The organism is Pontiella agarivorans, from assembly GCF_034531395.1.
Lineage (GTDB): Bacteria > Verrucomicrobiota > Kiritimatiellia > Kiritimatiellales > Pontiellaceae > Pontiella > Pontiella agarivorans.
In genome coordinates this window covers 427,566-453,249 of the sequence record NZ_JARVCO010000007.1, presented here as the reverse complement: position 1 = coordinate 453,249, position 25,684 = coordinate 427,566, and the positions used below count along the sequence as shown (strand labels likewise).

The following is a 25,684-nucleotide window of genomic DNA, read 5'->3' as shown; positions in this document are numbered from 1 at the left end:
TTTAATTCTCTCAAATTGGTAATCCGCCATGACAAAACTTCTGGAAAAATTCAATGGACCCATTGCCTGGATGGTCAAAAATCCGGTCGCGTCCAACCTGCTGATGCTGCTGTGCCTCATCGGGGGCTTCGGCACGTTTATGACCCTCAAACAAGAGGTCTTCCCGAATCTGACCGCCGACGCCGTTACTATTTCGGTCACCTACCCCGGCGGTACCCCCGAGGAAATGGAGCAGAGTGTCTGCCTGGCCGCGGAAGAAGCCGTCCGCTCGCTCGAAGGCATCGAAGAGGTCACCTCTAAGGCCAGCGAAGGGTCAGCCAGCATTTATGCCGAACTGATTGAAGGCTCCGACCGCATCAAGGTCTACCAGGATATCAAAAGCGAAATCGACCGGATCACCACCTTCCCGGACGGCGCCGAGGAACCGGTCGTCTCCCTCTCCGAGCGCAAACGCGATGCCATGACGCTCGTCCTTTACGGCGACATCTCCGATATCACCCTGCGCCGTCTCGCCGAGCAGGTACGAAACCGCCTGCTGCAGACCGAATTTATTACTCAGGTGGACCTGACCGGAACCCGCGATCTGGAAATCAGCATTGAAGTTCCTCAGGACCAACTTCGCGAATACGGCATGACCCACCAGTCGCTCGCCTCCTCCATTAACACCCAGTCCCGCGAAATTTCCGGCGGCGGCATCAAAACCGACAGCGGCGAAACTCTGCTGCGCATGCAGGAACGCCGCAACTACGGCACCGACTTTGCCCAGGCCCCGATCCTCGCCTCCGAAGACGGAACCACCCTCAAACTCGGTGCCGTGGCCGAGGTCATCGACGGCCTCGAAGACTCCGACAGCTTTGCCTCCTATAACGGCAAGCCCGCCATTATGCTCGAGATCTATCGTGTCGGCGACCAGACCCCCACGCAGATCTCCCAGACCGTGGCCGAAATCCTTCCCCAGCTGAAAGAACAGATGCCGGAAGGAATCGGCATTGATATTCTCGACGACAAAACGGAAGTTTTTTCCCAGCGCGCCAGTCTGCTTTTACGTAACGGGGCACTCGGCCTGGTGCTGGTACTGCTCGTGCTCGGCATTTTCCTGGAAATGCGCCTCGCCCTCTGGGTGGCCATGGGCATTCCGATCTCCTTCCTCGGGGCGATGCTGCTGATGCCGCTTACCGGGTTGTCTATAAACATGATCACCATGTTCGCCTTCATCATTTCACTCGGTATCGTGGTCGATGATGCGATTGTGGTCGGTGAAAATGTGTACCACTATCAGCAGGACGGCCTGGAGCCCCATGAAGCCGCAGTACGCGGCGCACGCGAAGTCTGTTCACCGGTCGGCTTCAGTATTCTCACCAACATCGTCGCCTTCATTCCGCTCGCGCTCATGCCCGGGCAGATGGGCCGCGTAATCGGCATGCTGCCGATTGTGGTGATCGCCGTGTTCACTATCTCCTGGCTGGAAAGCCTCTACATTCTGCCGTCGCATCTCAGCCATGCCCGCAAAAAAGAACCCACCGGCCTCTTCGGCATCATCCACCGCTTTCAGCAGCGTTTCAGCCACGCCTTCCGCCACTGGGTGCGCACCAAATACGGTCCGTTCCTCGACTTCTGCCTCTCGCATCGCTACGTCGTCATTGCCATGGCCCTTTCCGTTCTCTTCATCGTCGGCGGTTTCTGGTTCAGCGGCCGCATGGGCTTCTCGATGTTCACCACCGTTGAATCCGACTTCGCCATTGCCTCCGCCACCCTGCCCTACGGGGTGCCGGTGGAAAAAACCGAAGTCGTGGCCGACCGCCTCGTCAAAGGCGCCCAGGAGGTGCTCGAAGAATCCGGCCGGCCGGAACTCGTCGAAGGTATCTTTGCCCGAATCGGCAGCAGCGGTTCACACACCTGCCAGGTGCGCGTCTATCTCGCCGACCCCGAAATCCGTAAAACCATTATGGGCACCGAAGAATTTGTGCAAAAGTGGCGCAGTAAAGTCGGCGACCTGCCGGGCGTCCGCTTCATCCGCTATGCCTCCGACCAAGGAGGCCCGGGCAGCGGCCCGGCCCTCGAAATCGAGTTGCGCCACGAAAAAATCGCCACGCTTGAAAGCGCCGCTCAAGCCCTGGCCGCAGAACTTGAAAACTACTCCCTCGTGCAGGACATCAACGACGGTGTGGAACAGGGAAAAACTCAGTTTGACTTCACGCTGAAACCCGAAGCCATCAGCCTCGGCCTCTCGGCCAGCAATATCGGCGGCCAGATCCGCGCCGCCTTCGAGGGAACTGAAGTGCTCCGCCAGCAGCGCGGCCGTAACGAAGTAAAAGTAAAAGTGCGCCTGCCCAAAGCGGAACGTACCCGCATGTATAACTTCGAAAACTTTATCCTCCAGACGCCCGACGGCGGGGAAGTCATGCTTGCCGATGTGGTCGACACCGAGATCGGCAAATCCTACACCACCATCAACCGCCGCAATGGCATGCGCACTATTACACTTACCGCAGATGTGCGGCCGAAATCCAAGGCTGGCGAAGTGACCGCCAAACTCGACAGCGACTTCTTCCCGACCCTGCAGCGCCAGTTCCCCGGACTGGACTACAGCTACGAAGGCCGTTCCGCCGACCAGCGCGACAGCTTCGGCAGTATGGCCGTCACGATCCCGATGGTGCTGCTGGCCATCTATGCCCTGCTCGCCATTCCCTTCAAGAGCTACTCCCAGCCGCTCATCGTCATGATCTCCATCCCGTTCGGCATCATCGGCGCCATCATCGGCCATCTGATCCTCGGCTATTCCATGACTATGCTCGGCGTAATCGGCATGCTCGCCCTTTCGGGCGTGGTGGTGAACGATGCGCTGGTGCTCATCAGCTTCGCCAACGAACGGCGTGAGCACCACGACTCCACACACGATGCCGTGGTTTCCGCCGGTATCCAGCGTTTCCGGCCGATCCTGCTCACCACCATGACCACGTTCGGCGGCCTGATGCCCATGATCCTCGAAACCTCCCGCCAGGCCAAGTTCCTGATCCCCATGGCGATCTCGCTCGGCTTCGGCATTCTCTTTGCCACGTTCATCGCTCTACTGCTCGTCCCCTGCCTCTATATGGTCATCGACGACTGCGGCGCGCTGAAACGCAAGCTGCTGATTACACATGAGTAAACTGCTCCAGGGTTCCGTTACCGGCCACATGACCCGGCTCGCCCTACCCGGCGTGGCCGGGGCGTTTGCCATGATGGTGTTCAACCTCACGGACACTTATTTCGTTTCGCGCCTCGGCACCGAAGAACTTGCCGCGATGGGTTTCACGTTTGCGGTAATCATGATCGTCGGCGCTTTGGCCATCGGTTTTTCGGCCGGCGCAGCCTCTATTATTTCGCGTGCACTCGGTGCAAAAAATGTTCCTCTCGCCCGGCGGACCGTGGCCGACGGACTGGTACTGACCATCCTTGGAACCCTGTTCGTCAGTGGATTGGGTTACTTCACCATCACCCCGCTTTTTTCCATGCTCGGTGCCGAAGACCACGTGCTCAAACTGGTGCGCAGTTATATGCAGATCTGGTATATCGGCGCGGTCTTCGCGATCCTTCCGCCCGTCTCCGACGGCTGCCTGCGCGCCGCCGGCGATATGGTGCGGCCGGTGATCGTCATGATATCCTGCGCCATACTCAATGTAATCCTCGACCCGATTCTGATCTTCGGCTGGGGCCCCGTTCCGGCCCTCGGCATGAAAGGGGCCGCTCTGGCTACGGTGATATCCCGCGGCCTCGGTGCATCCGCGTCCCTGCTCATTCTTCACTTTAAACACCAATTGATCGACTGGAGCCGCCCGCGGATCAAGCAGGCGCTGGATTCCTGGAAAAACATCATTCAACTCGGCATCCCCGCCGCACTCACCCAGGCCCTGACTCCGCTTGCCCAAGGCTACTACATCCGCCTGGCCGCCGGCGTCGGCGGGGTGAAAGCGGTGGCCGCCATGGCCACCGGCACTCGTATCGAAACCATTGTGTTCATCATTTCCATGGCGTATTCGATGGCGATCGTCCCGTTTGTCGGGCAGAACTTCGGGGCGAATGCACACGACCGCGTTCAGGCCGCCCGCCGGATCAGTACCCGGTTTGCTCTGCTGTATTCCTGCATAACATTCGCCCTGCTGGCCCTCGGCGCCCGCTGGATTGCCGGATGGTTCAGCAATGATCCGACCGTCCTGAAGTTGAGCATAACCTACCTGCTCATTGCCGCACTGGGCCACGCCGGCCTCCATACCACCACCTGGCTCAGCCAGATACTGAACGTGATCGGAAAACCCGGCCCCGTCATGTTCGTCAGCCTGACCCGCGTCTTCGTCTTCATCATGCCGCTATGCTTCCTCGGAAGTCACTTTTTCGGATTCACCGGCCTCGTGAGCGGACTGGCCCTCTCCAACCTGCTCTCCGGTGCACAGGCCTATTATGCCACTCGGAAACAGCTTCGGCAGGCCGTCTGACCGGGCGGCTGAATCAACCGCTCTTTAACAACAGCAAGAGAGCTTCCTATTTCCGGTAATCTCTGGAACTATCGGCCGGAATTATTTGCACGACGGGAAATTTCTATGGGTGAGCAGATCGAAAAGAAGGGCTATTCTTTCGGAACGTTTAAAGGGGTCTACACGCCGAGTGTGCTGACGATCTTCGGTGTCATCATGTATCTGCGCTTCGGCTGGGTACTCGGCAACGTTGGACTTTTCGGCACTTTGCTGATCGTCACCATGGCCACGTTGATCACTTTTCTGACCGGCCTCTCCATCTCCGCCATGGCCACCAATATGAAGGTGGGCGGCGGCGGAGCCTACTATATTATATCGCGCTCCCTCGGTTTGGAGGCCGGAGCCGCCATCGGCCTCCCGCTCTTTTTTGCCCGCGCCATCGGCGTGGCCTTTTACATTGCCGGCTGCACAGAGGCGGTAATGTCCTACACCGGAAATCCACTCAGCCACTGGGGCATTGATCCGGCAATGACGGCCAAAATACTGTCTGCCGGAACCCTGCTGGCCATTACGGCACTGGCCTACATTTCCGCTGATCTTGCCCTCAAAGTTCAGTTTATCATTTTTGCCGCCATTACGCTGTCACTGGTCTCATTCTTTATGGGAAATCCAGCGCCCGAAACCCTCACGCTGCCGGCCGGAACCGTTATTCCGGGAAAAGTCGGATTCTGGGTCGCCTTTGCCGTTTTCTTCCCCGCCGTAACAGGGATTGAGGCCGGACTGGGCCTCTCCGGCGACCTGAAAAATCCGGCAAAATCCCTTCCCCTCGGCACGTTGCTCGCCATCGGAACCGGCTACCTGGTCTATATGATCATGCCGATTTTCCTGAACGCAAAGGTTCACAACCCGGATCTGCTGCTGGTCGATTCCAACATTATGTCAACCGTTTCTGCCTGGTGGCCCGCCATCGCCGCCGGCGTCATCGCCGCATCCATCTCCAGTGCGCTCGGCTCTCTGCTCGGAGCCCCGCGCACCCTTCAGGCACTCGCAATCGACCGCATCATTCCGCATTTTATCGGCAGAGGTTTCGGAAAAGATAAAGCCGACCCCCGCATTGCAACCGCCCTTGCTTTCGCCGTTGCACTGGTTGCCGTACTGTTAGGCGACCTCAATGTGATCGCACCGATTCTCTCCATGTTTTTCCTGCTGTCTTACGGTCTGCTGAATCTTTCCGCCGGTTTGGAAGGATTGATTGAAAGCCCCTCATGGCGACCGAAGTTCAAGGTTCCGTGCAGCGTATCCCTGTTCGGCGCGGCCCTCTGTTTTGCGGCGATGCTGATGATTAACGCCGGTGCAACGATGATTGCCATCCTCCTGACCGCATTGGTTTTCTACCTTATTAAACGTCGCCACCTGAATGCCCACTGGGCCGATATGCGCTACGGCATTCTCACGCTGCTCGTCCGTTTTGCCATCCACCGGCTCAACAAACTAAAACCTGACGAACGGACCTGGCGGCCGCAAATTATGGCCTTAAGCGGTTCCCCGAAATCGCGCTGGCACCTCGTCGAAATGGCCCACGCTCTCACACGCCACAGCAGTGCACTCACCGTTGCCAGCATTCTTCCGGTCGAAGACTGGTCCGCCGAAAAAGTCCAATCCATGGAAGCCTCCATGAAAGACTACCTCCAGAAACGCGAGGTCGACGCCATGGTGAAAATCTTCCCCTCGCCCGATATGCTGTCCGGAGCACGGGCATTGGTTCGAGCTTATGGCTACGGCCCGCTGACCCCCAATACCATCCTGCTGGGAGATACTGAAAATCGTGAAAATTTCACTGAGTTTGCTGAACTCATCCACCTTGTCTACCGTACCGAACGCAATCTGGTCATGCTGCGCGACAGCCATATTGAAAGTGTGGAAGATGCCGAGGAAATCCATGTCTGGTGGGGTGGAAATAAAGATAATATCGGCCTTATGCTTACCCTCGCCTACCAGATTCAGAAAAGCCCGGTATGGAAAGAGTCGAAGCTCATCATCAAAACCATTGTCGAAAATGCCGATGAACAGAACACCGCACTGGAACGTCTGGAAAACTTCATCGAAGAACAGCGAATCCCTGCCGTTGCGGAAGTGCTGATCAAGGAACAGCCCGGCGTCTACGGCATGATCCGGCAATCATCTGCACAGGCCGGACTGGTCTTCATGGGGATGCGCCCGCCGCTCCTTGATGAATCGGATGAAGAATACGGCCGCTACTATGAAAGTCTGATGGCTTCAACCCGGGATATGCCGCCTACCGCTTTTGTCCTCGCTGCGGAAAAAATTGAATTCCGCGAAGTCATCGGTATTTCCGCCGGATAACCGACACTGATTAGAACAGCCCCATTCCGGTGAGTATGATCGATTTCAGATCGTCGTAGGCGGTTTCCAGATCATCATTGATGATCCGGTGTGTGTAGTTTTTGGCATAGGCCATTTCATCCTCAGCCGCTTCCAGCCGCTTCTGAATCACCTTTTCCTCATCGGTTCCCCGACCGCGCAGGCGCTTTTCCAGTTCTTCGAGCGATGGCGGCAGAACAAAAATATCGGTAAACCCTCGGCGGACGGGATGACGCGGATCCAGTTTCTGCAGCGACTTCCGAAGCTGGGCCGCCCCCTGCACATCGATATCCAGCAGGATGTGTCTTCCTTCTTCCATCGAATAAAGAACCGTGTCTTCCAGCGTTCCGTAATAATTTCCGTGCACTTTGGCCCACTCCAGAAATTCGCCGTGTTTGATCCGCTCCTTAAACTCCTTTTTGGAAAGGAAATAATATTCCACGCCATCCTGCTCTTCGCCTCGCGGCGCGCGGGTGGTGCACGAAACCGAATAAGCAATTTTCGGGAACTCCTCAACCAGCCGGTCGCACAGTGTACTTTTCCCGCAGCCGGAAGGCGCCGAAACCACAATCAGCAACGGTCGCGAAGTTCGGGCGACAGGAGGCTGTTCCTGAATCAATTTGTGTTTACCTTCTTCCACATCTTTCTCCTGCAACTACTCAATATTCTGCACCTGCTCGCGAATCCGTTCGAGCTCGGTTTTAAACGCCACCACCTGCCGGGTGATTTCCACTTCGTTGGCCTTCGACCCCGTGGTATTGATTTCGCGGAACAGTTCCTGACACAGAAAATCCAGCGTACGGCCGACCGGTTCTTTCGAGCGCAGCAGTTTGCGCGCCTGCGCCAGATGACTTTTCAAACGGGTCAGCTCCTCGCTGATATCACAGCGGTCGGCAAACAGGGCAATCTCTTTCACGATTCGTTCATCAGAAGCCAGATCGGTCAGACCGGCTTCTTCCAGTCTTTGGAAAAGCTTTTCGCGATAGGTGATGACCACCGTCGGCGCCAGTTTACGGATATTTTTTGTATACTCGTCGAGCAGGGCCAACCGCTCCCGCAGATCGGTCTCCAGCGCCTTTCCTTCAGCGGCCCGCATTTTTGCCAGCCCCTTCAGCGCTTTGCCCAGCGCCTGCGCCAGAACATCCGAAACCTGATCGGAATCCAGATCCTGCTGCTCAATACTTACGACGCCCGGCAGACGTGAAATCAGTTCTGCCCCGAGATCCTCGTTCAGGTTCAGCTTTGCCGCCGCCTTACGGATGCCGGCCACATATTCCGCCGCCAGCTTTTCATCCACCGTCACCGAACCGGCCGAGCCGTCGGCCGCTTCCACCCGAATGATCCCGGAAACCCGCCCGCGCGAAAACTGCTCACGGATCGTACGCTGCACCTGAGCATCAAGCGTAACCAGATTGCGCGGCAGGTTCACATTGATATCCAGTTGTTTTCGGTTCACCGAACTCAGCTCAACCGACACCCGGATCCCCGAAGCCGCCGCGGCCCCCTCACCAAAACCTGTCATACTTTTCAATGCCATATAATTGAACCTGATCCTTGAATTTGAAACTTGAAATGAAGCGCGAGAATCTCCGATTCTTCAGGTCATGTCACGCATATTGATCAAAGATGGCCCCGGAACACCGATCGTTGGTGCAGTGCTCATCACCGAATCCCTTCAGGACCGCAGGCGCAGTTTGCCGGGCCGCGCCAGCCTTGATCCGGAATACGGTATGCTGCTCAGACCCTGGCAGCTTGCTTTCGCTCCGCGAAAAACCGCCAGTGTGCTTGAAACCGGTACTTTGGTCCGTGTGCAACAGGAAAACACCTAGGTTTGGAATAAAAAATCCAGTCTTTGGAAACTTATTCGGACCCCGCACTTATATTCATCTCAATCAACCGGCAGGCTTCGCGGTTGCTTTCATCCTCCAGAATGATCGGCTGAACATCACGAATCGGTCACCGGCACACGCCCGCCAAATGACTAAAAAGCAAAAAGCAGTAATGCACACAAACCGGCCATCGCAACCACGCTCCAGTGTCACCGGCCTTATTCTCAGCTCTTGTCTTCCTTCATATAAACACACCTGTGTATATACGATTTTCAACGTTTGTTGCTGCATCCGATTCCACAAAAGCCGGAATCTAAATCACACCACATTAAGTTATCATGAATTCAACCCGAATTCCGGGTTGGAGTTCCGCACAATTTTCCAAAATCGACGTATAAAAAAAGGGCACCATCCGGCACCCTTTCCTGCAAACATCGATTTCGCGACGATCAGCTGTTCTTGGCTTTCCATTCAGCCAGCTGCATCACGTCTTTATCGCCGCGGCCTGAAACATTAATGATGATGAGTTCGCCCTTCTTGAACGCATCCGCATTCTTTATGGTCCAGCCGATGGCATGCGAGCTTTCCAGCGCCGGCAGAATGCCTTCCCACTGCGACAGTTTATCAAATCCGAGCACCGCCTCTTCGTCGGTGACATAAGAATATTCCGCGCGGCCCAGATCGCGCAGCAGGCTGTGCTCCGGACCGACGGCGGCATAGTCCAGCCCCGCACTGATCGAATGCGTCAGAGCAATCTGTCCCTCGCCATCCTGCAGCACATACGTTTTTGTACCCTGAAGAATCCCGATTTTATCCTCGGCAAACCGCGCTGCATGCATGCCCCCGTTAATCCCGAAGCCGCCGGCTTCCACACCGATCATGCGAACCCCTTCATCTTTAATAAACGGATGAAACAGCCCGATCGCGTTGGAACCGCCGCCGACGCACGCAATAATCGCATCCGGCAGCCGTCCCTCAGCCTTGAGAATCTGCTTGCGTGCTTCCGTTCCGATCACACTCTGAAAATCACGCACCATCATCGGATACGGGTGCGACCCCAGCGCCGAACCGAGAATATAGTGCGTAGAACGGATATTTGTTACCCAGTCGCGCATAGCCTCGTTAACCGCTTCTTTCAGTGTCTGCTGGCCGACCGTCACCGGAACCACCGTCGCCCCCAGACTCTCCATTCGGAACACATTCAGCGCCTGGCGTTCCATATCCACCTTGCCCATATAGACAATGCACTCCATATCAAACATCGCACAGACCGTCGCCGTCGCCACCCCATGTTGTCCCGCACCGGTTTCCGCAATAATGCGCTTTTTGCCCATGCGTTTCGCCAGCAACACCTGCCCCATCGAGTTGTTGATCTTGTGCGCTCCGGTGTGACACAGATCTTCGCGCTTCAGATATATCTTCGCCGTGCCCAGCTGCTCCGTCATACGCTCTGCATAATACAGTGGCGTCGGACGCCCCACATATTCACGCAGATAATACTGCAGCTCCTTCTTAAACTCCGGGTCCTTACGCACCTCTTTATATACGCGCGTCAGCTCATTCAGCGGCTCCATCAGCGTTTCCGGCACATACATGCCGCCATAATCACCAAAATGGCCGTGTCTGTCAGGTTGAGTCGGTTTCATATCAAAATTCCTCATTAATAAAACGGATTCGGATAATGTGCCCCCAACCTTACCAATTCAAGGCTGTTTTCCCAAGCCCGTCCTCCGCCCCGCCCGATTTTCCCTTGCCCCGCATAAGTATATCATCTAATACCCACGATCGGGGGAGTCAGATAATATACTTATGAAGTGGAAAAGTTTTCATCATCCGGACTGGTCACTGCCCGTTGTACGCCGGCGGGTGCAGGAGGAATGGATGGACCTCCTTCAGGATCTAGCCGAGTTGCTGCGTACCGCCGGACGATCTCACCTCTGGCAGCATACCTACCCCAACCTGCGTTCTTATCACAATTCGATGTCCCGCCTCCGAAAAGCCGGATTGATCGTAAAAAACACGGAAACGGCCCAACTGCCCCGACTGGAACTGACCGACCTGGGAAAAGAGTATTTGCCGGTCTACCACCAACCGGAAAAACTATGGAACACCTCTTGGAACGGCATTTGGTACATGCTTATTTTTGATGTTCCCGAAGCTGAGCGACACTACCGCGACAACCTCCGCGCATTTCTCAAACGGATGCGCATGGGCGGCCTGCAGAAGAGTGTATGGATTACACCGCGCGATATCCGACCGGAATACGATGACCTCAAACGCGCCGCCAATCTGGATGCGGTTTCTTATCTCCTCGAATCCCGTACCGTACTTCACCATGAGGCCCGGGAAATCGTCGATACATCCTGGAATTGGGAATGGATTAATAAACTGCAGAACCGGTACCTTTCGGTGTACCGCCACAACCTCAAACTGTTAGAACACATCGACCACGATGCCGACGCCCTTCTGATTCTCCTGAAAGAAGATTCCGAAGCCTATATCCAATGTATGCACCTTGATCCCCTGCTGCCCAATGAACTCCTCCCAACCAATTACCTCGGCATAGACGTCCACGCCCTCCACAAAACCCTGCGCAAAAAGGTCGCTCACCAACTGCAAAAGTATATCGTCTAACACCCACGATCGGGGGATCTAGATGATATACTCATGAATGGCCTGTTCGGCTGTGAAAGGTGTATCGGACGGAGACAGTCCGGACTGGTGTAGCGCCCGACCGATGACGGCTTCGGGCGAAAGGCCCGATTCGCGGAGCTGAGTGATGCTTTCCGACCGCTGGCGCTTGCTCAACTTTCGACCGGTCTCATCGCAAATGAGCGGATGGTGATAATACTGCGGCGGCGCAGCGTCCAGGGTCTCGAAAAGCTGGATCTGGCGGGCGGTACTGAAGAGGATGTCTTCGCCGCGAATAACGAGATCAACACCATGGCGGATGTCGTCGCAGACGCACGCAAACTGATACGTCCACTGCCCCTGCCGGTCGCGCAGCGAAAAATCACCGCACTGCAGCCAGGGAATCTGGCACTGTCTCCCCAGTTTGAGGTCTTCAAAACCAGTTTGCCGACCGGGAGTACGGAACCGCACGGTATTTCCCTCCAGCGGCAACCCTTTTTCGGCACAGGTTCCGGAATATAAGAGCTCCCCGGCTCCTTCCGGCTGGGTTTCGGCAATCTGTTTACGGGAGCATTGGCAGCCGTAAACCAATCCGCGGTTTTCCAGATGGTCCAGAACCGATTGATAATATTCCGAACCATCGCTTTGACGAAATTCGGACGGCTTTTCCGCAGCTGATGAAATTCCAAGGTCTGGAAAAAAACCGAGCCATTCCAGGGTCTGGAAAACAGCGGTTTCATATTCCGGCCGGGCGCGCGAACGGTCGTGATCCTCAATCCGAAAAAGAACTTTCGCGCCCCTTTTCCGGGCAATTCCCCAGACATAAAGCATATGGAGCACATGCCCCAAATGAAGATATCCGGTCAAACTGGGCGCAAACCGGGTGATCATCAGACACTACGCGCGGCCGCGATAAAGGCCTTGACCTTATCCATATCCTTTATACGCAATTCCTTTTCAACGCCGGAGCTGACATCCACCCCCCACGGCTTGACCTCCGTAATCGCCTCAGCCACATTGTCCGAGGTCAGCCCCCCGGCGAGCAGAATCGGTTTTTCAGTAACGCGAATCAGAGTTTTCGCCATATTCCAGTCGCAGGTTTTCCCGGTTCCGCCGACGGATTTTTCGTCGTAGGAATCAAGCAGGAAGCGGTCGAAGTCGAATCCCGATTCGGAGTGATAAAGTTCACCCGGCGTCGTCGCCCGCCAAACTTCCAGCTCCTGGAAAAAATTGCGGTCAAAGTTCCAGCTGTCATGCACCTTATGCACCTGAATCACATCAAACCGGCCATGCTGTGCAGCATGCGCCAGTTCAGCTTCGCCGGGGCAGACAAAAACGCCAACGCGTTTAATCCCTTCCGGCGTTTCCCACTGTCCGACTTCCTCGGCCGGGACATAGCGTTTCGATTCGGGCCATTGAATGAAGCCAACCGCATCGGGCTTTAAAACAGAAATCTGCTCGAGGTCGTGCCCCGAACAGATTCCGCAAATCTTGACAAATGTCGGCATGGGGTTACTCAGCGGAAACCTCTTCGTCCGCCGGAGTCAGATCAAGCTCCGCAATGTCTTCGGCTGCTTCAACGGCAGCCTCCAGCGCAAAAGCTTTGCTCTCTTCGCAGTTATCAAAAAAGAGCGGATTCTGGCCTTCCGCCCAGACGATTTCGAGCTCATCAATGCCGATGAATCCGAACGCGTGTCGAATCTGGCGCGACAGCGCATCACGTTCGTCGTCTTCCTTGTAGACTCCGCCCGAGGAAACCAGCAGCACAATGCTTTTAATTTTATGCAGTCCTTTAACACCGTCTTCTTTGCTGATATCGAACGTCAGGCCCGGGCAGAGAATCTGGTCGATCCAGGCTTTCATCGCTCCGGGAACACCGTAGTTCCACATCGGCATGGTCAGAACAAGCACATCCGCCGCATTAAACAGTTCGACCTGTTTCGAGGCATAGTTCGTGGCCATTTCCTCCACTTTAGAGCGCTCATAGTTTTCATCGAACACCGGATTCCAGACAGAGCGGTAAAGCTCGTAAGAGTAGAACGGCGGTTTTTCGTCGTAAAGATCGACATTCACCAGCTCAACATCTGACCGCAGTTCAATCAGTTTTCCAAAGAAGGCCGCAGCCAGCTGTTTTGAAACCGACTCTTCGGTCGGCTTCGGGTTCGCGCATACATGCAAAACATTCATTTTTAAGGGACTCCTTATCTTCTCCCTCTCCCAAGGGTATTTCCAAATCGAGAGGCGTTTATAGCCTAAAGCCCGAGGGCCGTACAACCCCTATCCCTGAATAAGAGGGCTCTACCTCCTACTAAGAGCAAATGCCCTCTGCAAGACCAAAGGGACTCCTTTTTTCCAAGAACTGGAGACAGGCTAGATCGAGGTGATTTCGTCATAGAACCCGACGTAATCATCCTTTCGGTCACTGTCCCGCAGCGCCATCGCCGCACGCGGATGTTCATTCTGATGGCCGGTAATCATGTACGGAATGCTGTATCCCCAGTCAATGTCCTGGCTGAGCGGATGCATGGTGTTCTGCACAAAATCGAGAATCGGGCGCAGATTAAACTTCGGATTTTTGAGAAAACCGACGAGCAGTTCCGTCGGACAGTTTCCGGCACCGCGGCCCATCCCCATCATAGTGGTATCGAGCATTTTAACGCCGTTGATCGCAGCATACATGGTGTTGGCGTAAGCCAGCTGCTGGTTATTGTGCGCATGAATGCCCAGCGTTTTACCGGTTTTTTTATAGCGCTCAATCAGGTCCCCGATCTGCTCGTAGTAGAGAGAGCCGAAGCTGTCGACCACATAAAGAAAATCAATTTCTTTGACGTCATGTAGCGTTTCAAGACCGTTATCAAGTTCATAGTCGGGCACCGTGGAAACCGCCATCAGATTCAGCGCCACTTCATAGCCCTTGTCCTTGGCATCCTTCACAATCTCCAGAGCCGCCGGAATCTGATGGATATAGGTGGCCACGCGAATCAGATCGAGCACGGACTCGTTTTTCGGCAGAATATCATTCAGGTCGGTTCGGCCGGTGTCAGCCATCGCACAGAGTTTCAGGCCGGTATCATTTTCACCCACTTCGCGGCGGATATCCTCTTCACTTGAAAATTTCCAGGGCCCGTTTTCATTACCCGGAAAAAGTTTTTTATCCGCCTTATAACCGACTTCCATATAGTCTATACCACCGGCCACGCAGGTATCGTAAACCCCTTTAAAAAAACCGTCTTCAAAATTGTGCGCATTGCACAGGCCGCCATCACGCACCGTGCAGTCCACAATTTTCAAGTCCGGATCAAACGTCACCCAGCCCGCGCTTTTGTCACTCTGCTCACTCATACTCTCTCCTGTGTTAAAAAATCCCAAAAGGAATCGAGGAATATACCACCGCTCAAAATATGAACGAAACTTTTCCCGATTTATTTAAAACCGTGATCAAGGCCTTTGTCCGGGGATTGGAAACCGAAAAGGCCGCCCGAAGACGGTCCTTCCCTGAAACGCATGCGGCGGATCAGTGCTGCTCAAGCTTGAAAAAACGCTGCTTCTCCGACACCTCCAGTCGGTTGTACAGAACAATAAACCCGGCGGAATCGGCAAAATTCGTCGCCGTCGGTTCCCACAACCCGGAGACCAGATTGGTCGCGGCCCAGAGCACATTCGTCGATCCCGGCTCAGCTCCGACCCCGAAAACCATTTCATCCATTTCGGTCACTTCAGCGGAGCAGAGCCGGATTCCGTCCTGCAGCCCGTTATGTTCCAGCCGGTAGGTTCCGTTGCCGCCGCCGTTATAGCTGCTCACCAGAATGGTATAGGTCCCGGCCGACGGCGCAGCCAGCATCGGAATATTGGCCTCTGATGATCCGGTATCCGCATCCAGCAGCACACCCTCGGGATCATAAAGATTCAACGAAATCGTCATGACACCCGGATCGCTCAATTCAATGCAATCCAGCTGGATGGGGTCCCCCGCACATGCGGCAAATTCAAACAGATCGAGGTCACCCAGTTCCACCACCCCTTCCGGAAAGGTATCAGCAGCCAGCGAACCACCGTCATCGCCGACCGGGACAACAAATGAATATCCGGCGTTGGCATACCGCAGATTGTACGTTCCTGCTCCTCCTGAAACATAGTTTTCAACCACCACCGAATAGACGCCGCCGGTCATGGCCGAATGCGTGATCTCCGCATCGGAGGAACTTGTACTGTGTTTAATGAAAGAACCGTCCGGCCCGTAAAGCCGCAGCCAGGGCGAAAAGGCGACCAGCTCCGTCGACACCTCGCCAGCGCGCAGGATAATCGAATCCCCCACATCCGCACTGAACGTCCACAAATCAACATCCGCAAGCTCGGTGATCCCCACATGATTCGCCCCGTTGGTCAGCGCTCCGCCCTCGTCTCCGGACGGGACAGCAAAGGATTTTCCGATATTCGCATAGCGCAGATTGTACGAACCTGCACCGCCCGAAATATAGTTTTCAACCACCACGGTATAAACGCCACCGGTAAGGGCCGAATGAACGATCTGCGCATCAGACGAATTCGCATCCTGTGCAATAACAGATCCGTCCGGTCCGTAGAGCAGAATCCAGGGTGAAAAAGAACCCAACTCGGTCGACACCTCACCGATCCGCAGAATAATGGAATCTCCCACGTCCGCACTGAAGGTCCACAGATCCAGATCCGCAAGCTCGGTGATCCCGATATGATTCGCCCCGTTGGTCAGCGCGCCGCCCTCGTCGCCCGCCGGAACGGTAAACGACTCCCCTGTATTGGCATACCGCAGCTTGTACGTGCCTGCGCCGGCCGAAGCATAGTTTTCAACCAGCACCGTATAAACGCCCCCAATGGTCGCCGCATGGACAACCTCCGCATCTGACGAATTTGTATCCTGTTCAATTAAAGATCCATCCGGCCCGTAAAGCTGGATCCAGGGCGAAAAAGCCCCGAGATCAGTCGAAACCTCGGCAATTCTCAATCGAACGGTATCCCCGGCATCCGCACGGAAGGTCCACATATCCAGATCCGCCAGACCGATCGCTCCGGAATGATTTTCTCCGTTGGTCAGCGCGCCGCCCTCATCGCCGGCCGGGACGGCAAACGACTGGCCGGCGTTGGCATACCGCAACTTGTACGTACCCGCGCCGCCCGGATCAAAATTCTCAACCACCACCGAATAGACGCCGCCGGTCGTTGCCGCATAACTGATCCGCGCATCGGTAGCCGCCGCGTTCCCTTCAATAAGGGCACCGCCCGGACCGTAGAGCCGGATCCACGGCGAAAACAGGCCATAGGACGTCGTAATCTCCCCGATCCGCAGAATAATGGCATCCCCCGCATCTGCGGAAAAGGTCCAGGTATCCGTGACATCGTTCGTCGTAATGGTTCCCGTATGATTTCCGCCGTTGGTGAGACCTGCGGCGTATGAGGCGAACGTGCTGGCGAAAACCAGTAGGATCGAAATCCCGGGAACGTGCATGCTGCGCAGTGCTTTCATGAAATTCTCCCGTTTGGCCCGGAATCATTTCCGGGCTGGGGAAAACCTGCCAGATCACCGCCGGATGAAAAGCCTGAATTTAAAATTCTTGACAAGTTTATATGATAAAAACATACCCCTATTCAGAGCACGGATTAATGCCGCACGCCGCTTCAGTCCGCCAGGATCTGCGCAACCTGCTGTGCGGCGGCACGGTCGCCCAGCCGCTTCCGAAGTTCGGAATACCCGGCCCTCATCGCCTCGATTTCCGGCGATGCCGTTAACAGCTTCTCGGTTTCCGCGGCCATCGCCTCCGGCGACGCGGCCTCCTGAATCAGCTCAGGACAGACCGTTTTTTCAGAAATAATATTCACCAGCCCGATATGGCGGATCTTCACCACCGAACGGGCGAACCAATAGGTAAAGGCGCTGGTTTTATACACCAGAATATGGGGCGTGCCAATCAGCGCCGTCTCCAGCGTCGCCGTCCCCGACGTCACCATCGCCGCATCGGCCTGACGCATCACCTCGCGCGCATTTCCGCAGACCACATTCAGCCGCGCCGGCTTTTCCAAGGATTGGAAAATATGTTCATTCACCCGCTTTTCGATCCGCTCATTCGGCGTGGCAATCATGAATGAAAGATCCGGAATTTTCTGCTCCAGCAATTTTGCCGCAGAAAGAATAGAGGGCAGAATCCGCTCGATCTCCTGCTTCCGGCTCCCCGGCAACAGGGCCACTCGCCGCTCTGACTGCCAGGGCAGATCCAACGGTTCCGTTTTCATAAAATCGTCGATCTGCTCCACCAGCGGATTACCGACAAAATCGACTTTCAGCCCCGTTCCCTTAAACAGCTCCACTTCGAACGGAAAAATAACCATCAGATGATCAATGCATTCCGCCATTTTCGGAATCCGCTTTTTATTCCAGGCCCAGACCTTCGGCGAAATATAATAACAGACCTTCACCCCGCGTTTTTTAAGCTCCGGAGCCAGACGCAAATTGAACCCCGGATAATCAACCAGCAGCGCTTTTTCCGGCTTACGCTTATCCACTTCCTCCAAAACCTGTTTCAGCACGCCCTTGAAAAAGGAATATTGCTTCAGCACCTCGACGATGCCCATGACCCCCATGCGGTCCGTATGCTGCAACAGCTCCACCCCTTCGGCCTTCAGATGATCGCCGCCGATCCCCCACCACACGATGTCGGGCGATTGATCCTTAAACCGCTGCACCACTTTCGAGGCATGCAAATCCCCCGAAATCTCGCCGGCTACCACTAGAAGGGATTGATTCATCTTAATCAACCACCCGCTTCGCCAGAGCATATTGAAACACACAGAGGCTCATGTTCTCTGTGTCTCCGCGTTCTCTGCAGTAGAAAAACGGGTATCCACTGCCACAAAGGCCATATCGAATTGATCGGCAAGCTGAATCAGTTTTTCCTGTTCAAGCAGGATCGTTTTTCCGGCCTCCACCGCCAGACAGGAAACCCTGGCGCGCTTCATGATTTTAAAGGTTTTGGTTCCAACCACCGGAATATCAAACCGCATATCGTGTCCAACCTTTGGAACTTTCACAACCACACAGCCGGCTTTACCAACCCGGCCCGCACGTTTGATGCATTGATTGGTCCCCTCGAACGCCTCAACCGCAACAATCATGCCCTCTTTAAGAGCCACAGTCTGGCCGATTTCGAAGTCGCTGGTGCCCTTAACCAGTTTAAGTCCCAGCTCAATATCGGCCTGCTCCCGCTCCGTCGGAGCCCGTTTACTGAGCAGTCCCTTTTTCGGTGTATAGCATTCCATGAACGTATTGCCCGGAAGAATTTCAATTCCGAGATTTTCAACAGCCTCCACCACCGCGCCAAAAATGGTGTGTGCATTTTTGAAATCCAGCTTGCGGTACATCTCAAGCGCAAGTTTATCCATCCGGACGGTAAAAAGATTTTTCGGTGCAATCTGCCCAACCATCATGCATTTCGGAATTCCAATGGAAGCAAGCGTATCCAGAAAGCGCTGCATACTGCCGAGATTCACCCAATGCATTTTATCCGCCATCGCTGCAATTTCGCGGCGCGTCTCCCCTTTAAAAGCAAGCACCTCAATGCGCTTCACCCCGGCGTCGCGTGCAGCACGCACCAGCATCAGCGGATAGGCATCACGCCCGGCAACAATGATCAGTGATTCAGGTACCTCGTTCATATCCGCGGCATAGTGCCCCAAAAAACAACCCTTGGAAAATCAATTTTCTTCGGGCAGATCTTCTTCAGAGTCAGGAACACCTTCAATCATTTCAACGAGTCCCTGCAGTTCTTTGACTTTGCACACATCGAGAGCGGTCAGTCCGTCGCTATCAGGAATATCCGCACGGGCTCCGGAACGCAGCAGGAAACGGGCAATGGCATATTCCCGGTTCTCGATTGCATGATGAAGTATGGTTTTTCTATCGCCAAGAATACGGTCCGTATCGGCTCCGGACTCCATGAGCAGGGTGGCGGTTTCATAGTGCCGGTTAGCCAGTGCGGTTTCAAGCGGGGTGCGATTTTCCTCATCAATCAAATCAATATTTTCAAGAGTATCGGCAAATAATTTCACCAGCTGATCCTGCCCTCCTTCAGCGGCAAGGTGCAGCGGGGTTTGGTGCAAAAAATTAAAACTATCCGCATCCGCGCCGTTCTCCAACAGCAGCTCAACAGCAGGAACACTGCGACGCCGAACTGCAATATGCAGAGCCGTGTCTCCGCGCTGATCGAATGTGTTCACATCTGCACCAGCCGCCAACAGGACACGGGCCTGTTGCAGCGCAGCATTCCCGACACACTGCATCAGTGCGGTGCGGTAAAGACCGTTGCGCTCATCGACTCCTGCGCCGGCCTTGATAAGCAGCTTGAGTGCGGCGGAATCGGATCGTTCCGCCGCACGATGCACAGCCGGAGTACCGTCAACATCGTTAATACTCGGGGTCAGCCCGGCATTAAGCAGCACTTCGAGCATCGGAAGGTTGCCCAACGAAGCCAGCACGGGACTTCCGCCGCGAGGATCAAGATCCACCGGCGGAGCGCCGAGATTGGCCAGCAGCCCGAAAGCCTCGGGATAATTTTCACGATAGGCCACCTGAATCATCGTCTGTCCGGCAGCATCTTTCCGGGTGAACAGCCGGGGATTGGCAGAAACCCGCTGTTCCAGCTCACTCCACTTTCCCGCCCTCAGCAGATCAAACTCGCTTTGTGCCGCACTCTGGTAGTGCGCCACAAAATATCCGGCCCCGCCGATCAGCACCAGCACCAACAGCATGCCCACAACCCACCATGGAAACGAATCGAGCCGGTCCGTCAGACTCCGCGACGGATTCATAAACCACTGAGCCGCCAGAAATGTGATAAACAACCCAACCGTTCCCAGCGCCAGTGCCCCCGTGAGAATCGCTGAAAAAAGAAACTTCCGGTCATCGAGTTCAAATTCGAGCTGCCCGTAAAAATGCCAGGTGGCCAAACCGGACAAGGCCGTCAGTACCAGCCCGAGCAGGGCCGAAAAACGTAACCGTCCCCGTACAATGAATAGATCCGCCATAAAAAAAATATCCCGTTCTGTTCGCCAGCAGGTTAGCATGCTGACGACCGGAAGCTCAACCTCGCTGAACCGCAAATGGAGCCGTATCAACTGACCGGATCGCGGCCGATTCTTCACTCCATGGGATCCGCGCCTGAAAACACCTTACCGATTGCAGGCAATTCCCGCTTGCGTTTTCGGCCTCGATTCCCATTATTTGCGCTTCATTTTTAAACACCTCAATCGAAAGGAATTAAACATGGCTGTTAAGAAAGTTGCTCTACTGACTGCCGGCGGACTCGCGCCCTGTCTCTCCACCGCAGTCGGTCGCCTGATCGAACGTTACACTGAAGTTTCACCGGAAACAGAAATCATCGCCTATGTCGGCGGCTATAAAGGCCTATTGCTCGGCGATTCCATCACGGTTACTGATGAAATCCGCCAGAATGCGTCCATCCTCTACAAACACGGAGGCTCCCCGATCGGAAACAGCCGCGTCAAACTCACCAACGTGAAAGACTGCGAAAAACGCGGCCTCGTCGAGCCCGGTCAGGATCCGCTGCAGGTCGCGGCCGACCAGCTGGTCAAAGACGGCGTCGATGTGATTCACACCATTGGCGGCGACGACACCAACACCACGGCGGCCGATCTTGCGGCCTATCTCGCCGAAAATGATTACAAGCTGATCGTGGTCGGCCTGCCCAAAACCATCGACAACGACGTCTTCCCGATCAAACAGTCCCTCGGCGCATGGACCGCAGCCGAAGAAGGCGCGCGCTACTTCGAAAATGTAGTGGCCGAACATAACGCCAACCCGCGCATGCTCATCATCCACGAAGTCATGGGACGCAACTGCGGATGGCTCACCGCCTACACTGCAAAAGTTTACCACGAACGTCTCGAAGAGCTCGACTTCCTGCCCAACATCGGTCTTTCCAAAGAACGCAAAGATGTCCACGCCGTCTTCGTTCCGGAAATGGATGTCGATATTGCCGCTGAAGCCGCCCGCCTGAAAAAGGTCATGGACGACGTCGATAACGTGAACATCTTCATTTCCGAAGGAGCCGGCGTTGATGCCATCATTAAGGAAAAAGAAGCCGCCGGCGAAGAAATTGTCCGCGATGCCTTCGGTCACGTGAAACTCGACACCATTAATCCCGGTGCCTGGTTCGGCAAACAGTTCGCCAAACTGCTCGGTGCTGAAAAAGTACTGATTCAGAAATCCGGTTACTATGCCCGTGCCGCAGCTTCCAACGAAGCCGACCTCAAACTCATCAAAGAATGCTGCGACGTTGCGGTCGATTCCGCCATCGCAGGCATCGGCGGTGTCGTCGGTCACGACGAAGATAAGAACGACGAACTCCGCGCCTGCGAATTCCCGCGCATCGCCGGCGGAAAACCGTTCAACATCGACGAACCGTGGTTCGGTGAACTGCTCGCCGACATCGGCCAGGCCAAAGGTGCCAAAGTCGAAGTCAGCCACTAAACGTGAAAAGAGACGATTAAGCCGTGAATATCTCACGGATTACCCGTCATAAATCACACCAGAAAAGCGTCCCGCCCGGGGCGCTTTTTCTGCTTTAGTACCGTTATGAACGCTGAACAGATCCTCCAGACCGAGCCGAAACTTCTGATGGAAGCCGCCATTGCCGAACGGGTGCGCCGTGCGCATCCCGAACACATTCATCCGCGGCTGGCCACCTCCCTGCTCATCCAATCATTGGAAGGGCGTGAAATCCTTCGCGGATTTGTTCGCGAATATATCGCCATTGCCCGAACCGCCGGACTGCCGATTGTTCTGGGCACACCGACCTGGCGGCTCGACCGGCTCCGCAGCGCCGAAAATAACATTTCAGAGGATCTGAATAACCGGGCCGTTGCATTTGAAATGGAATTCAAACAGGAATATGCCAACGTCCTCATCGCCGGACAGATCGGCTGTAAAAACGACTGCTACAAACCGGAAGAAGCGCTGAGCACCGGGGAAGCTTTCGATTTCCATGCCTGGCAGATCGAACGGCTGACTCAAGCCGATTTTCTCTATGCCGTCACCCTGCCGGATGTCGGCGAGGCGCTCGGCATCGCACAGGCCATGGCCGCAACGGGCCGCCCATATCTCATCAGTTTTGTGATCGGTAAAGACGGCCGTATCCTTGACGGCACCTCGCTCGAACAGGCCATTGAAACGATCGATTCAGCCACGCAGCGTTCCCCGACCGGCTACGGCGTCAACTGCTGCTATCCGGCCTTTCTCCAGGCCTCGGAACTTTCCGGAAATGCCGCCGGACGCATGATTTCCATCCAGGCCAACGCCTCATCGCTCAGCCACGCCGAACTCGATGCCTCTCCTTCCCTGAAATCCGACTCCGTCGAAGACTGGGCCGAACGCATGCTCGATCTCCACCGTAATCCCGGCATCCAGATGCTCGGCGGATGCTGCGGAACCACGGGCGAACACCTGAAAACACTCATATAAAAAATTCCAGCCATTGGAAATTTCCAATGGCTGGAACCGCTTGGTTGTTCAGGAGAGATTTTTTAAAACGCCGCACCAACCCAGGCCCCGAGCACAAGGGCGTTATCCACATCGCCGTTGGTCCCGCCGCCGGGATCCACGATATACTGCACGGACGGCTGAATATAGAAACTCGGGATAATCTGAATACGGTGGCCGAATTCATAGACCATTTCGGCATCCACATCGTCCAGCGTCACATACTCGCCATATTCATCGCTGATCTGGCCATAGGTCACAAAGCACATGGTGTGATCATTTTCACGGCCGGGAATCAGCCCCTTCCAGTTCGCCCCGCCGCTGAGCTGAAGCGGAACCTTGGCGGTTTCATCCTGCGTGGTGTAGGCGCCGAAGGCAAAGAGCCGAAGGTTTTCGACCACTTCAACCTCCGCGTGACCGTAAAAACGCAGCAGATTGGAGGTTTCGCCGCCGTCAAAATCATCATATTCATACACCGAATCGGCAATCCCGAGATAGAAGCGGGACGGGCGCTCAAAAACGGCGGGCGTCCAGTCATACTGCGCCATGAAAGTGACCCCGTCATCGCTGCGCCAGCTCCAGTCAGTTCCCGGCACATAATCATCCCAGATGGAAGCGTTAATCTGATACGCACCAAGCTGGAACTGATGATTTTCATTCAGTGTATATTTCAACCGACCGCCCCACAGCGCCAGCGGAAAAGAATAAATTTGAGGACTCTCCAGCATCATCGAACGGATCGGTCCGTTGATGGCCGTACTGAGAGCATATCGATTCAGCCCATTATCCGCAAAATCCTCATCCATCGACGTGCGTCCGAATTTCACCGCCAGGTTTTCACCGAACATTTTTTCGATCCAGACCTGATAGAGCCAGGTCACCTGCCCGTCGGGCCCGCCATTGATGCACATCGGGTCATAAATTCCGCCGACATCGTTGGCAATACCGTTCCCCGAACGATTAACCATGGAAATTTTCATGGTGGTGTTATCCCAGCCGATCAGCTTTTCCAGATCGAGATCGACACCGGCATAAGTCTGGGCCGTATAGTTATCAGCCGTATCAACACCGCCGTCGACATTCGCCGCATAAATCGAATCAAAGTATAGAAACGGCGAGATCCCCGAGGCTTCCATACTTTCATACCGATCAAACAGCCGGTCTTCCTGATACCAGGCTTTTTCCTGCGGACCCTGTTCAGCAACGGCACTCGCCGAAACTGCGGCACTCAATAGCAACACTGATTTTTTCATGGTTTCTCCTCCGGTTTTCAACTGCACCGGGATGCTGCCGCACCCCGGGTTTTGATAAGGTATATTTTCGTCAGACCGTCTGTTGCTCTTCGGCCAGAATCTGCGTCATCAGCCGGGCAATGTCAGGATCTTCGTAAAGCGCCTGCACCATGGCCGCATAGGTTTGGGTGAAGCGTTCGTTGTTGATCAGATCCCCGAAGATCGGTTCCAGTCTCAGGAACGAAAGTACATCATCTTCCGTTCCCATCGCCGCCAGATGCAGCTCGTCTTTCATTTCATCCACAATATCCAGCTCCACGCCGTGACGGCTGAGACCTTTGTCGCTGTAATAACACCAGGCGGCAATCACCAGCGTGGCATAATCAATACTGCCGCCGGCCGCGAGGTTTTCATTGATGGTTGCAATCAGAAACTTCGGCAGTTTGGCCGAGCTTTCCAGACAGATGCGCGCCAGGCTGTCTTTGATATTCGGATTGCCGAAACGTTCGATCAGGCTGTCCTTGTAGTCATCAAGATTAATGCCCTCGACTTCATCCAGCACCGGCGTGGCTTCCACATCCATAAATGCCCGAAGATATTTAGCGAACAGCGGATCCGTAACGGCACCGTCGATCGTTTCATGACCATGAATCGAACCGAGCAGACCGAGCACGGAGTGCCCGGCATTCAGCAGCCGAATCTTCATTTTTTCATACGGCGTGACGTCCGGAACAAACTGCGCACCGACTTTTTCCCAGGCCGGACGGCCGCTGGAAAAGTTATCCTCGATTACCCACTGACAAAACGGCTCGCAGGTAACCGGCCATGCTCCGCGCACCCCGAATTCAGTCCGGAGATATTCAATATCGGATGCCGTGGTAACCGGTGTGATGCGGTCCACCATGGCATTCGGAAAACAGACGTTGGCTTCGATCCATTCCGCCAGCTCAGGATCCAGCCGGCCGGCGAAAGCCAGCAGCATTTTTTTGGTCATATCGCCGTTGTGCTGCACATTATCGCACGACTGAACGGTAAACGGCGGACGCCCGGAATCACGCCGTTTTTTCAGTGCGGCAGTCAGATAGCCGAACACCAGCCGAGGGGCTTCCGGATGAGCCAGATCGTGCTGCACATCCGGATTATCGAACATAAATTCGCCGGTGGCGGGATGAAAATTATAACCGCCCTCCGTGATCGTCAGCGATACGATTTTGGTGTCCTCATGCGCCATGCGGTCGATCACCGCCATCGGGTCATCCACACTCAGCATAAAGTCGATGATCGAACCGATGACGCGGGCTTTGACAGTGCCGTCGGGATGCTTGAACATCAGGGTATACAGAAAATCCTGCTCCTTGAGAATATCCCGCATTTTCCGGTCCGATTCCCGCAGCCCGACGCCGCAGATGCCCCAGTCCAGTGCATCGGATTCATTCATAAGCGATCCGGTATAATACGCTTCGTGGGAGCGGTGGAATCCGCCGACACCGACGTGTACGATACCGGCTTTCATTTTACTGCGGTCGTAGGTCGGGATGATCATTTTATCCGCCAGCAGCGGAAGGTTTTCCTGGTTCAGTTTAATGGATTTATTCATGTCACTCTCCTCAGAGTTTCCGGAGGGACGTTGTCCCT

At 55.0% G+C, this 25,684-nt stretch carries 20 protein-coding genes; 7 read left to right on the top strand and 13 right to left on the bottom strand.

Annotated elements, in window-relative coordinates; genetic code table 11:
- The first annotated feature begins 28 nt into the window (after window positions 1–28).
- From P9H32_RS06865 to P9H32_RS06855, 3 genes are all read left to right on the top strand, one after another.
- Window positions 29–3,148: an efflux RND transporter permease subunit gene (locus tag P9H32_RS06865; protein WP_322608148.1), complete on the top strand. Its 3,120-nt coding sequence runs from the start codon at window positions 29–31 to the stop codon at window positions 3,146–3,148.
- On the top strand, window positions 3,141–4,472 hold the full coding sequence (locus tag P9H32_RS06860; protein ID WP_322608147.1) for an MATE family efflux transporter: 1,332 nt from the start codon (window positions 3,141–3,143) through the stop codon (window positions 4,470–4,472). The genes P9H32_RS06865 and P9H32_RS06860 overlap by 8 nt, the downstream gene beginning before the upstream one ends.
- Window positions 4,473–4,577: 105 nt before the next feature.
- Entirely contained in the window at window positions 4,578–6,815 is a 2,238-nt protein-coding gene (locus P9H32_RS06855; protein ID WP_322608146.1) for an APC family permease, read from the top strand.
- 10 nt (window positions 6,816–6,825) lie between these two features.
- Here the strand turns inward: P9H32_RS06855 and gmk are convergent, their stop codons facing one another.
- Both gmk and P9H32_RS06845 read right to left on the bottom strand, forming a co-directional pair.
- Window positions 6,826–7,473, bottom strand: a complete 648-nt coding sequence (gmk, locus tag P9H32_RS06850) for a guanylate kinase (RefSeq protein ID WP_322608145.1) — start codon at window positions 7,471–7,473, stop codon at window positions 6,826–6,828.
- A 15-nt stretch (window positions 7,474–7,488) separates the two neighbouring features.
- Window positions 7,489–8,370 carry a YicC/YloC family endoribonuclease gene (locus tag P9H32_RS06845; protein ID WP_322608144.1) on the bottom strand — a complete coding sequence of 294 codons (882 nt, stop codon included), beginning with the start codon at window positions 8,368–8,370 and terminating at the stop codon, window positions 7,489–7,491.
- Window positions 8,371–8,437: 67 nt separating this feature from the next.
- Here P9H32_RS06845 and P9H32_RS06840 point away from each other — a divergent pair, with 67 nt between their 5' ends.
- A complete protein-coding gene (locus P9H32_RS06840; protein WP_322608143.1) occupies window positions 8,438–8,662 on the top strand; it encodes a hypothetical protein in 225 nt (74 codons plus the stop codon).
- A gap of 449 nt (window positions 8,663–9,111) precedes the next feature.
- Here the strand turns inward: P9H32_RS06840 and trpB are convergent, their stop codons facing one another.
- The gene (gene trpB, locus P9H32_RS06835) at window positions 9,112–10,308 is read right to left on the bottom strand and encodes a tryptophan synthase subunit beta (protein ID WP_322608142.1); all 1,197 of its coding nucleotides are present in this window, start codon (window positions 10,306–10,308) and stop codon (window positions 9,112–9,114) included.
- A 163-nt stretch (window positions 10,309–10,471) separates the two neighbouring features.
- On the opposite strand from trpB, the gene P9H32_RS06830 reads away from it, so the two are divergent.
- Window positions 10,472–11,296 (top strand): PaaX family transcriptional regulator C-terminal domain-containing protein, encoded by an 825-nt coding sequence (locus P9H32_RS06830; protein ID WP_322608141.1) that lies wholly within the window; start codon window positions 10,472–10,474, stop codon window positions 11,294–11,296.
- A gap of 18 nt (window positions 11,297–11,314) precedes the next feature.
- Here P9H32_RS06830 and P9H32_RS06825 read toward each other — a convergent pair whose 3' ends face one another.
- From P9H32_RS06825 to P9H32_RS06790, 8 genes are all read right to left on the bottom strand, one after another.
- Entirely contained in the window at window positions 11,315–12,184 is an 870-nt protein-coding gene (locus tag P9H32_RS06825) for a glutamate--tRNA ligase family protein (protein ID WP_322608140.1), read from the bottom strand.
- Complete coding sequence (locus P9H32_RS06820; RefSeq protein WP_322608139.1) at window positions 12,184–12,801, bottom strand: phosphoribosylanthranilate isomerase; 618 nt, start codon at window positions 12,799–12,801, stop codon at window positions 12,184–12,186. Before P9H32_RS06820 ends, P9H32_RS06825 begins: the two co-directional genes overlap by 1 nt.
- A 4-nt stretch (window positions 12,802–12,805) precedes the next feature.
- Window positions 12,806–13,480, bottom strand: a complete 675-nt coding sequence (locus P9H32_RS06815; protein ID WP_322608138.1) for an FMN-dependent NADH-azoreductase — start codon at window positions 13,478–13,480, stop codon at window positions 12,806–12,808.
- A 183-nt stretch (window positions 13,481–13,663) separates the two neighbouring features.
- A complete protein-coding gene (locus P9H32_RS06810; RefSeq protein ID WP_322608137.1) occupies window positions 13,664–14,635 on the bottom strand; it encodes an aldolase catalytic domain-containing protein in 972 nt (323 codons plus the stop codon).
- A gap of 172 nt (window positions 14,636–14,807) precedes the next feature.
- Window positions 14,808–16,793, bottom strand: coding sequence for a hypothetical protein (locus P9H32_RS06805; RefSeq protein ID WP_322608136.1), 1,986 nt, complete (start codon window positions 16,791–16,793; stop codon window positions 14,808–14,810).
- 152 nt (window positions 16,794–16,945) lie between these two features.
- Complete coding sequence (lpxB, locus tag P9H32_RS06800; RefSeq protein WP_322608135.1) at window positions 16,946–18,070, bottom strand: lipid-A-disaccharide synthase; 1,125 nt, start codon at window positions 18,068–18,070, stop codon at window positions 16,946–16,948.
- Window positions 18,071–18,118: 48 nt separating this feature from the next.
- A complete protein-coding gene (locus P9H32_RS06795; protein ID WP_322608134.1) occupies window positions 18,119–18,976 on the bottom strand; it encodes an LpxI family protein in 858 nt (285 codons plus the stop codon).
- Between the two features lie 39 nt (window positions 18,977–19,015).
- Window positions 19,016–20,344 (bottom strand): ankyrin repeat domain-containing protein, encoded by a 1,329-nt coding sequence (locus P9H32_RS06790; RefSeq protein WP_322608133.1) that lies wholly within the window; start codon window positions 20,342–20,344, stop codon window positions 19,016–19,018.
- A 238-nt stretch (window positions 20,345–20,582) separates the two neighbouring features.
- Between P9H32_RS06790 and P9H32_RS06785 the strand changes: the two genes are divergently transcribed.
- Together P9H32_RS06785 and P9H32_RS06780 are read left to right on the top strand one after the other, a co-directional pair.
- Complete coding sequence (locus tag P9H32_RS06785; protein WP_322608132.1) at window positions 20,583–21,809, top strand: pyrophosphate--fructose-6-phosphate 1-phosphotransferase; 1,227 nt, start codon at window positions 20,583–20,585, stop codon at window positions 21,807–21,809.
- 105 nt (window positions 21,810–21,914) lie between these two features.
- Complete coding sequence (locus P9H32_RS06780) at window positions 21,915–22,799, top strand: homocysteine S-methyltransferase family protein (protein ID WP_322608131.1); 885 nt, start codon at window positions 21,915–21,917, stop codon at window positions 22,797–22,799.
- A gap of 62 nt (window positions 22,800–22,861) precedes the next feature.
- Here the strand turns inward: P9H32_RS06780 and P9H32_RS06775 are convergent, their stop codons facing one another.
- Together P9H32_RS06775 and P9H32_RS06770 are read right to left on the bottom strand one after the other, a co-directional pair.
- On the bottom strand, window positions 22,862–24,070 hold the full coding sequence (locus tag P9H32_RS06775; protein WP_322608130.1) for a carbohydrate porin: 1,209 nt from the start codon (window positions 24,068–24,070) through the stop codon (window positions 22,862–22,864).
- Between the two features lie 70 nt (window positions 24,071–24,140).
- Window positions 24,141–25,646: a mannitol dehydrogenase family protein gene (locus P9H32_RS06770; protein ID WP_322608129.1), complete on the bottom strand. Its 1,506-nt coding sequence runs from the start codon at window positions 25,644–25,646 to the stop codon at window positions 24,141–24,143.
- Window positions 25,647–25,684 lie beyond the last annotated feature (38 nt).

What these genes read in the sequence shown, in the direction of transcription:
- P9H32_RS06865 (WP_322608148.1), top strand. Translation starts at nt 29, where the DNA reads ATGACAAAACTTCTGGAAAAATTCAATGGACCCATTGCCTGGATGGTC.
- P9H32_RS06860 (WP_322608147.1), top strand. Translation starts at nt 3,141, where the DNA reads ATGAGTAAACTGCTCCAGGGTTCCGTTACCGGCCACATGACCCGGCTC.
- P9H32_RS06855 (WP_322608146.1), top strand. Translation starts at nt 4,578, where the DNA reads ATGGGTGAGCAGATCGAAAAGAAGGGCTATTCTTTCGGAACGTTTAAA.
- P9H32_RS06845 (WP_322608144.1), bottom strand. Translation starts at nt 8,370, where the DNA reads ATGGCATTGAAAAGTATGACAGGTTTTGGTGAGGGGGCCGCGGCGGCT.
- P9H32_RS06840 (WP_322608143.1), top strand. Translation starts at nt 8,438, where the DNA reads ATGTCACGCATATTGATCAAAGATGGCCCCGGAACACCGATCGTTGGT.
- trpB (WP_322608142.1), bottom strand. Translation starts at nt 10,308, where the DNA reads ATGAAACCGACTCAACCTGACAGACACGGCCATTTTGGTGATTATGGC.
- P9H32_RS06830 (WP_322608141.1), top strand. Translation starts at nt 10,472, where the DNA reads ATGAAGTGGAAAAGTTTTCATCATCCGGACTGGTCACTGCCCGTTGTA.
- P9H32_RS06825 (WP_322608140.1), bottom strand. Translation starts at nt 12,184, where the DNA reads ATGATCACCCGGTTTGCGCCCAGTTTGACCGGATATCTTCATTTGGGG.
- P9H32_RS06820 (WP_322608139.1), bottom strand. Translation starts at nt 12,801, where the DNA reads ATGCCGACATTTGTCAAGATTTGCGGAATCTGTTCGGGGCACGACCTC.
- P9H32_RS06815 (WP_322608138.1), bottom strand. Translation starts at nt 13,480, where the DNA reads ATGAATGTTTTGCATGTATGCGCGAACCCGAAGCCGACCGAAGAGTCG.
- P9H32_RS06810 (WP_322608137.1), bottom strand. Translation starts at nt 14,635, where the DNA reads ATGAGTGAGCAGAGTGACAAAAGCGCGGGCTGGGTGACGTTTGATCCG.
- P9H32_RS06805 (WP_322608136.1), bottom strand. Translation starts at nt 16,793, where the DNA reads ATGAAAGCACTGCGCAGCATGCACGTTCCCGGGATTTCGATCCTACTG.
- lpxB (WP_322608135.1), bottom strand. Translation starts at nt 18,070, where the DNA reads ATGAATCAATCCCTTCTAGTGGTAGCCGGCGAGATTTCGGGGGATTTG.
- P9H32_RS06795 (WP_322608134.1), bottom strand. Translation starts at nt 18,976, where the DNA reads ATGAACGAGGTACCTGAATCACTGATCATTGTTGCCGGGCGTGATGCC.
- P9H32_RS06790 (WP_322608133.1), bottom strand. Translation starts at nt 20,344, where the DNA reads ATGGCGGATCTATTCATTGTACGGGGACGGTTACGTTTTTCGGCCCTG.
- P9H32_RS06785 (WP_322608132.1), top strand. Translation starts at nt 20,583, where the DNA reads ATGGCTGTTAAGAAAGTTGCTCTACTGACTGCCGGCGGACTCGCGCCC.
- P9H32_RS06780 (WP_322608131.1), top strand. Translation starts at nt 21,915, where the DNA reads ATGAACGCTGAACAGATCCTCCAGACCGAGCCGAAACTTCTGATGGAA.
- P9H32_RS06775 (WP_322608130.1), bottom strand. Translation starts at nt 24,070, where the DNA reads ATGAAAAAATCAGTGTTGCTATTGAGTGCCGCAGTTTCGGCGAGTGCC.
- P9H32_RS06770 (WP_322608129.1), bottom strand. Translation starts at nt 25,646, where the DNA reads ATGAATAAATCCATTAAACTGAACCAGGAAAACCTTCCGCTGCTGGCG.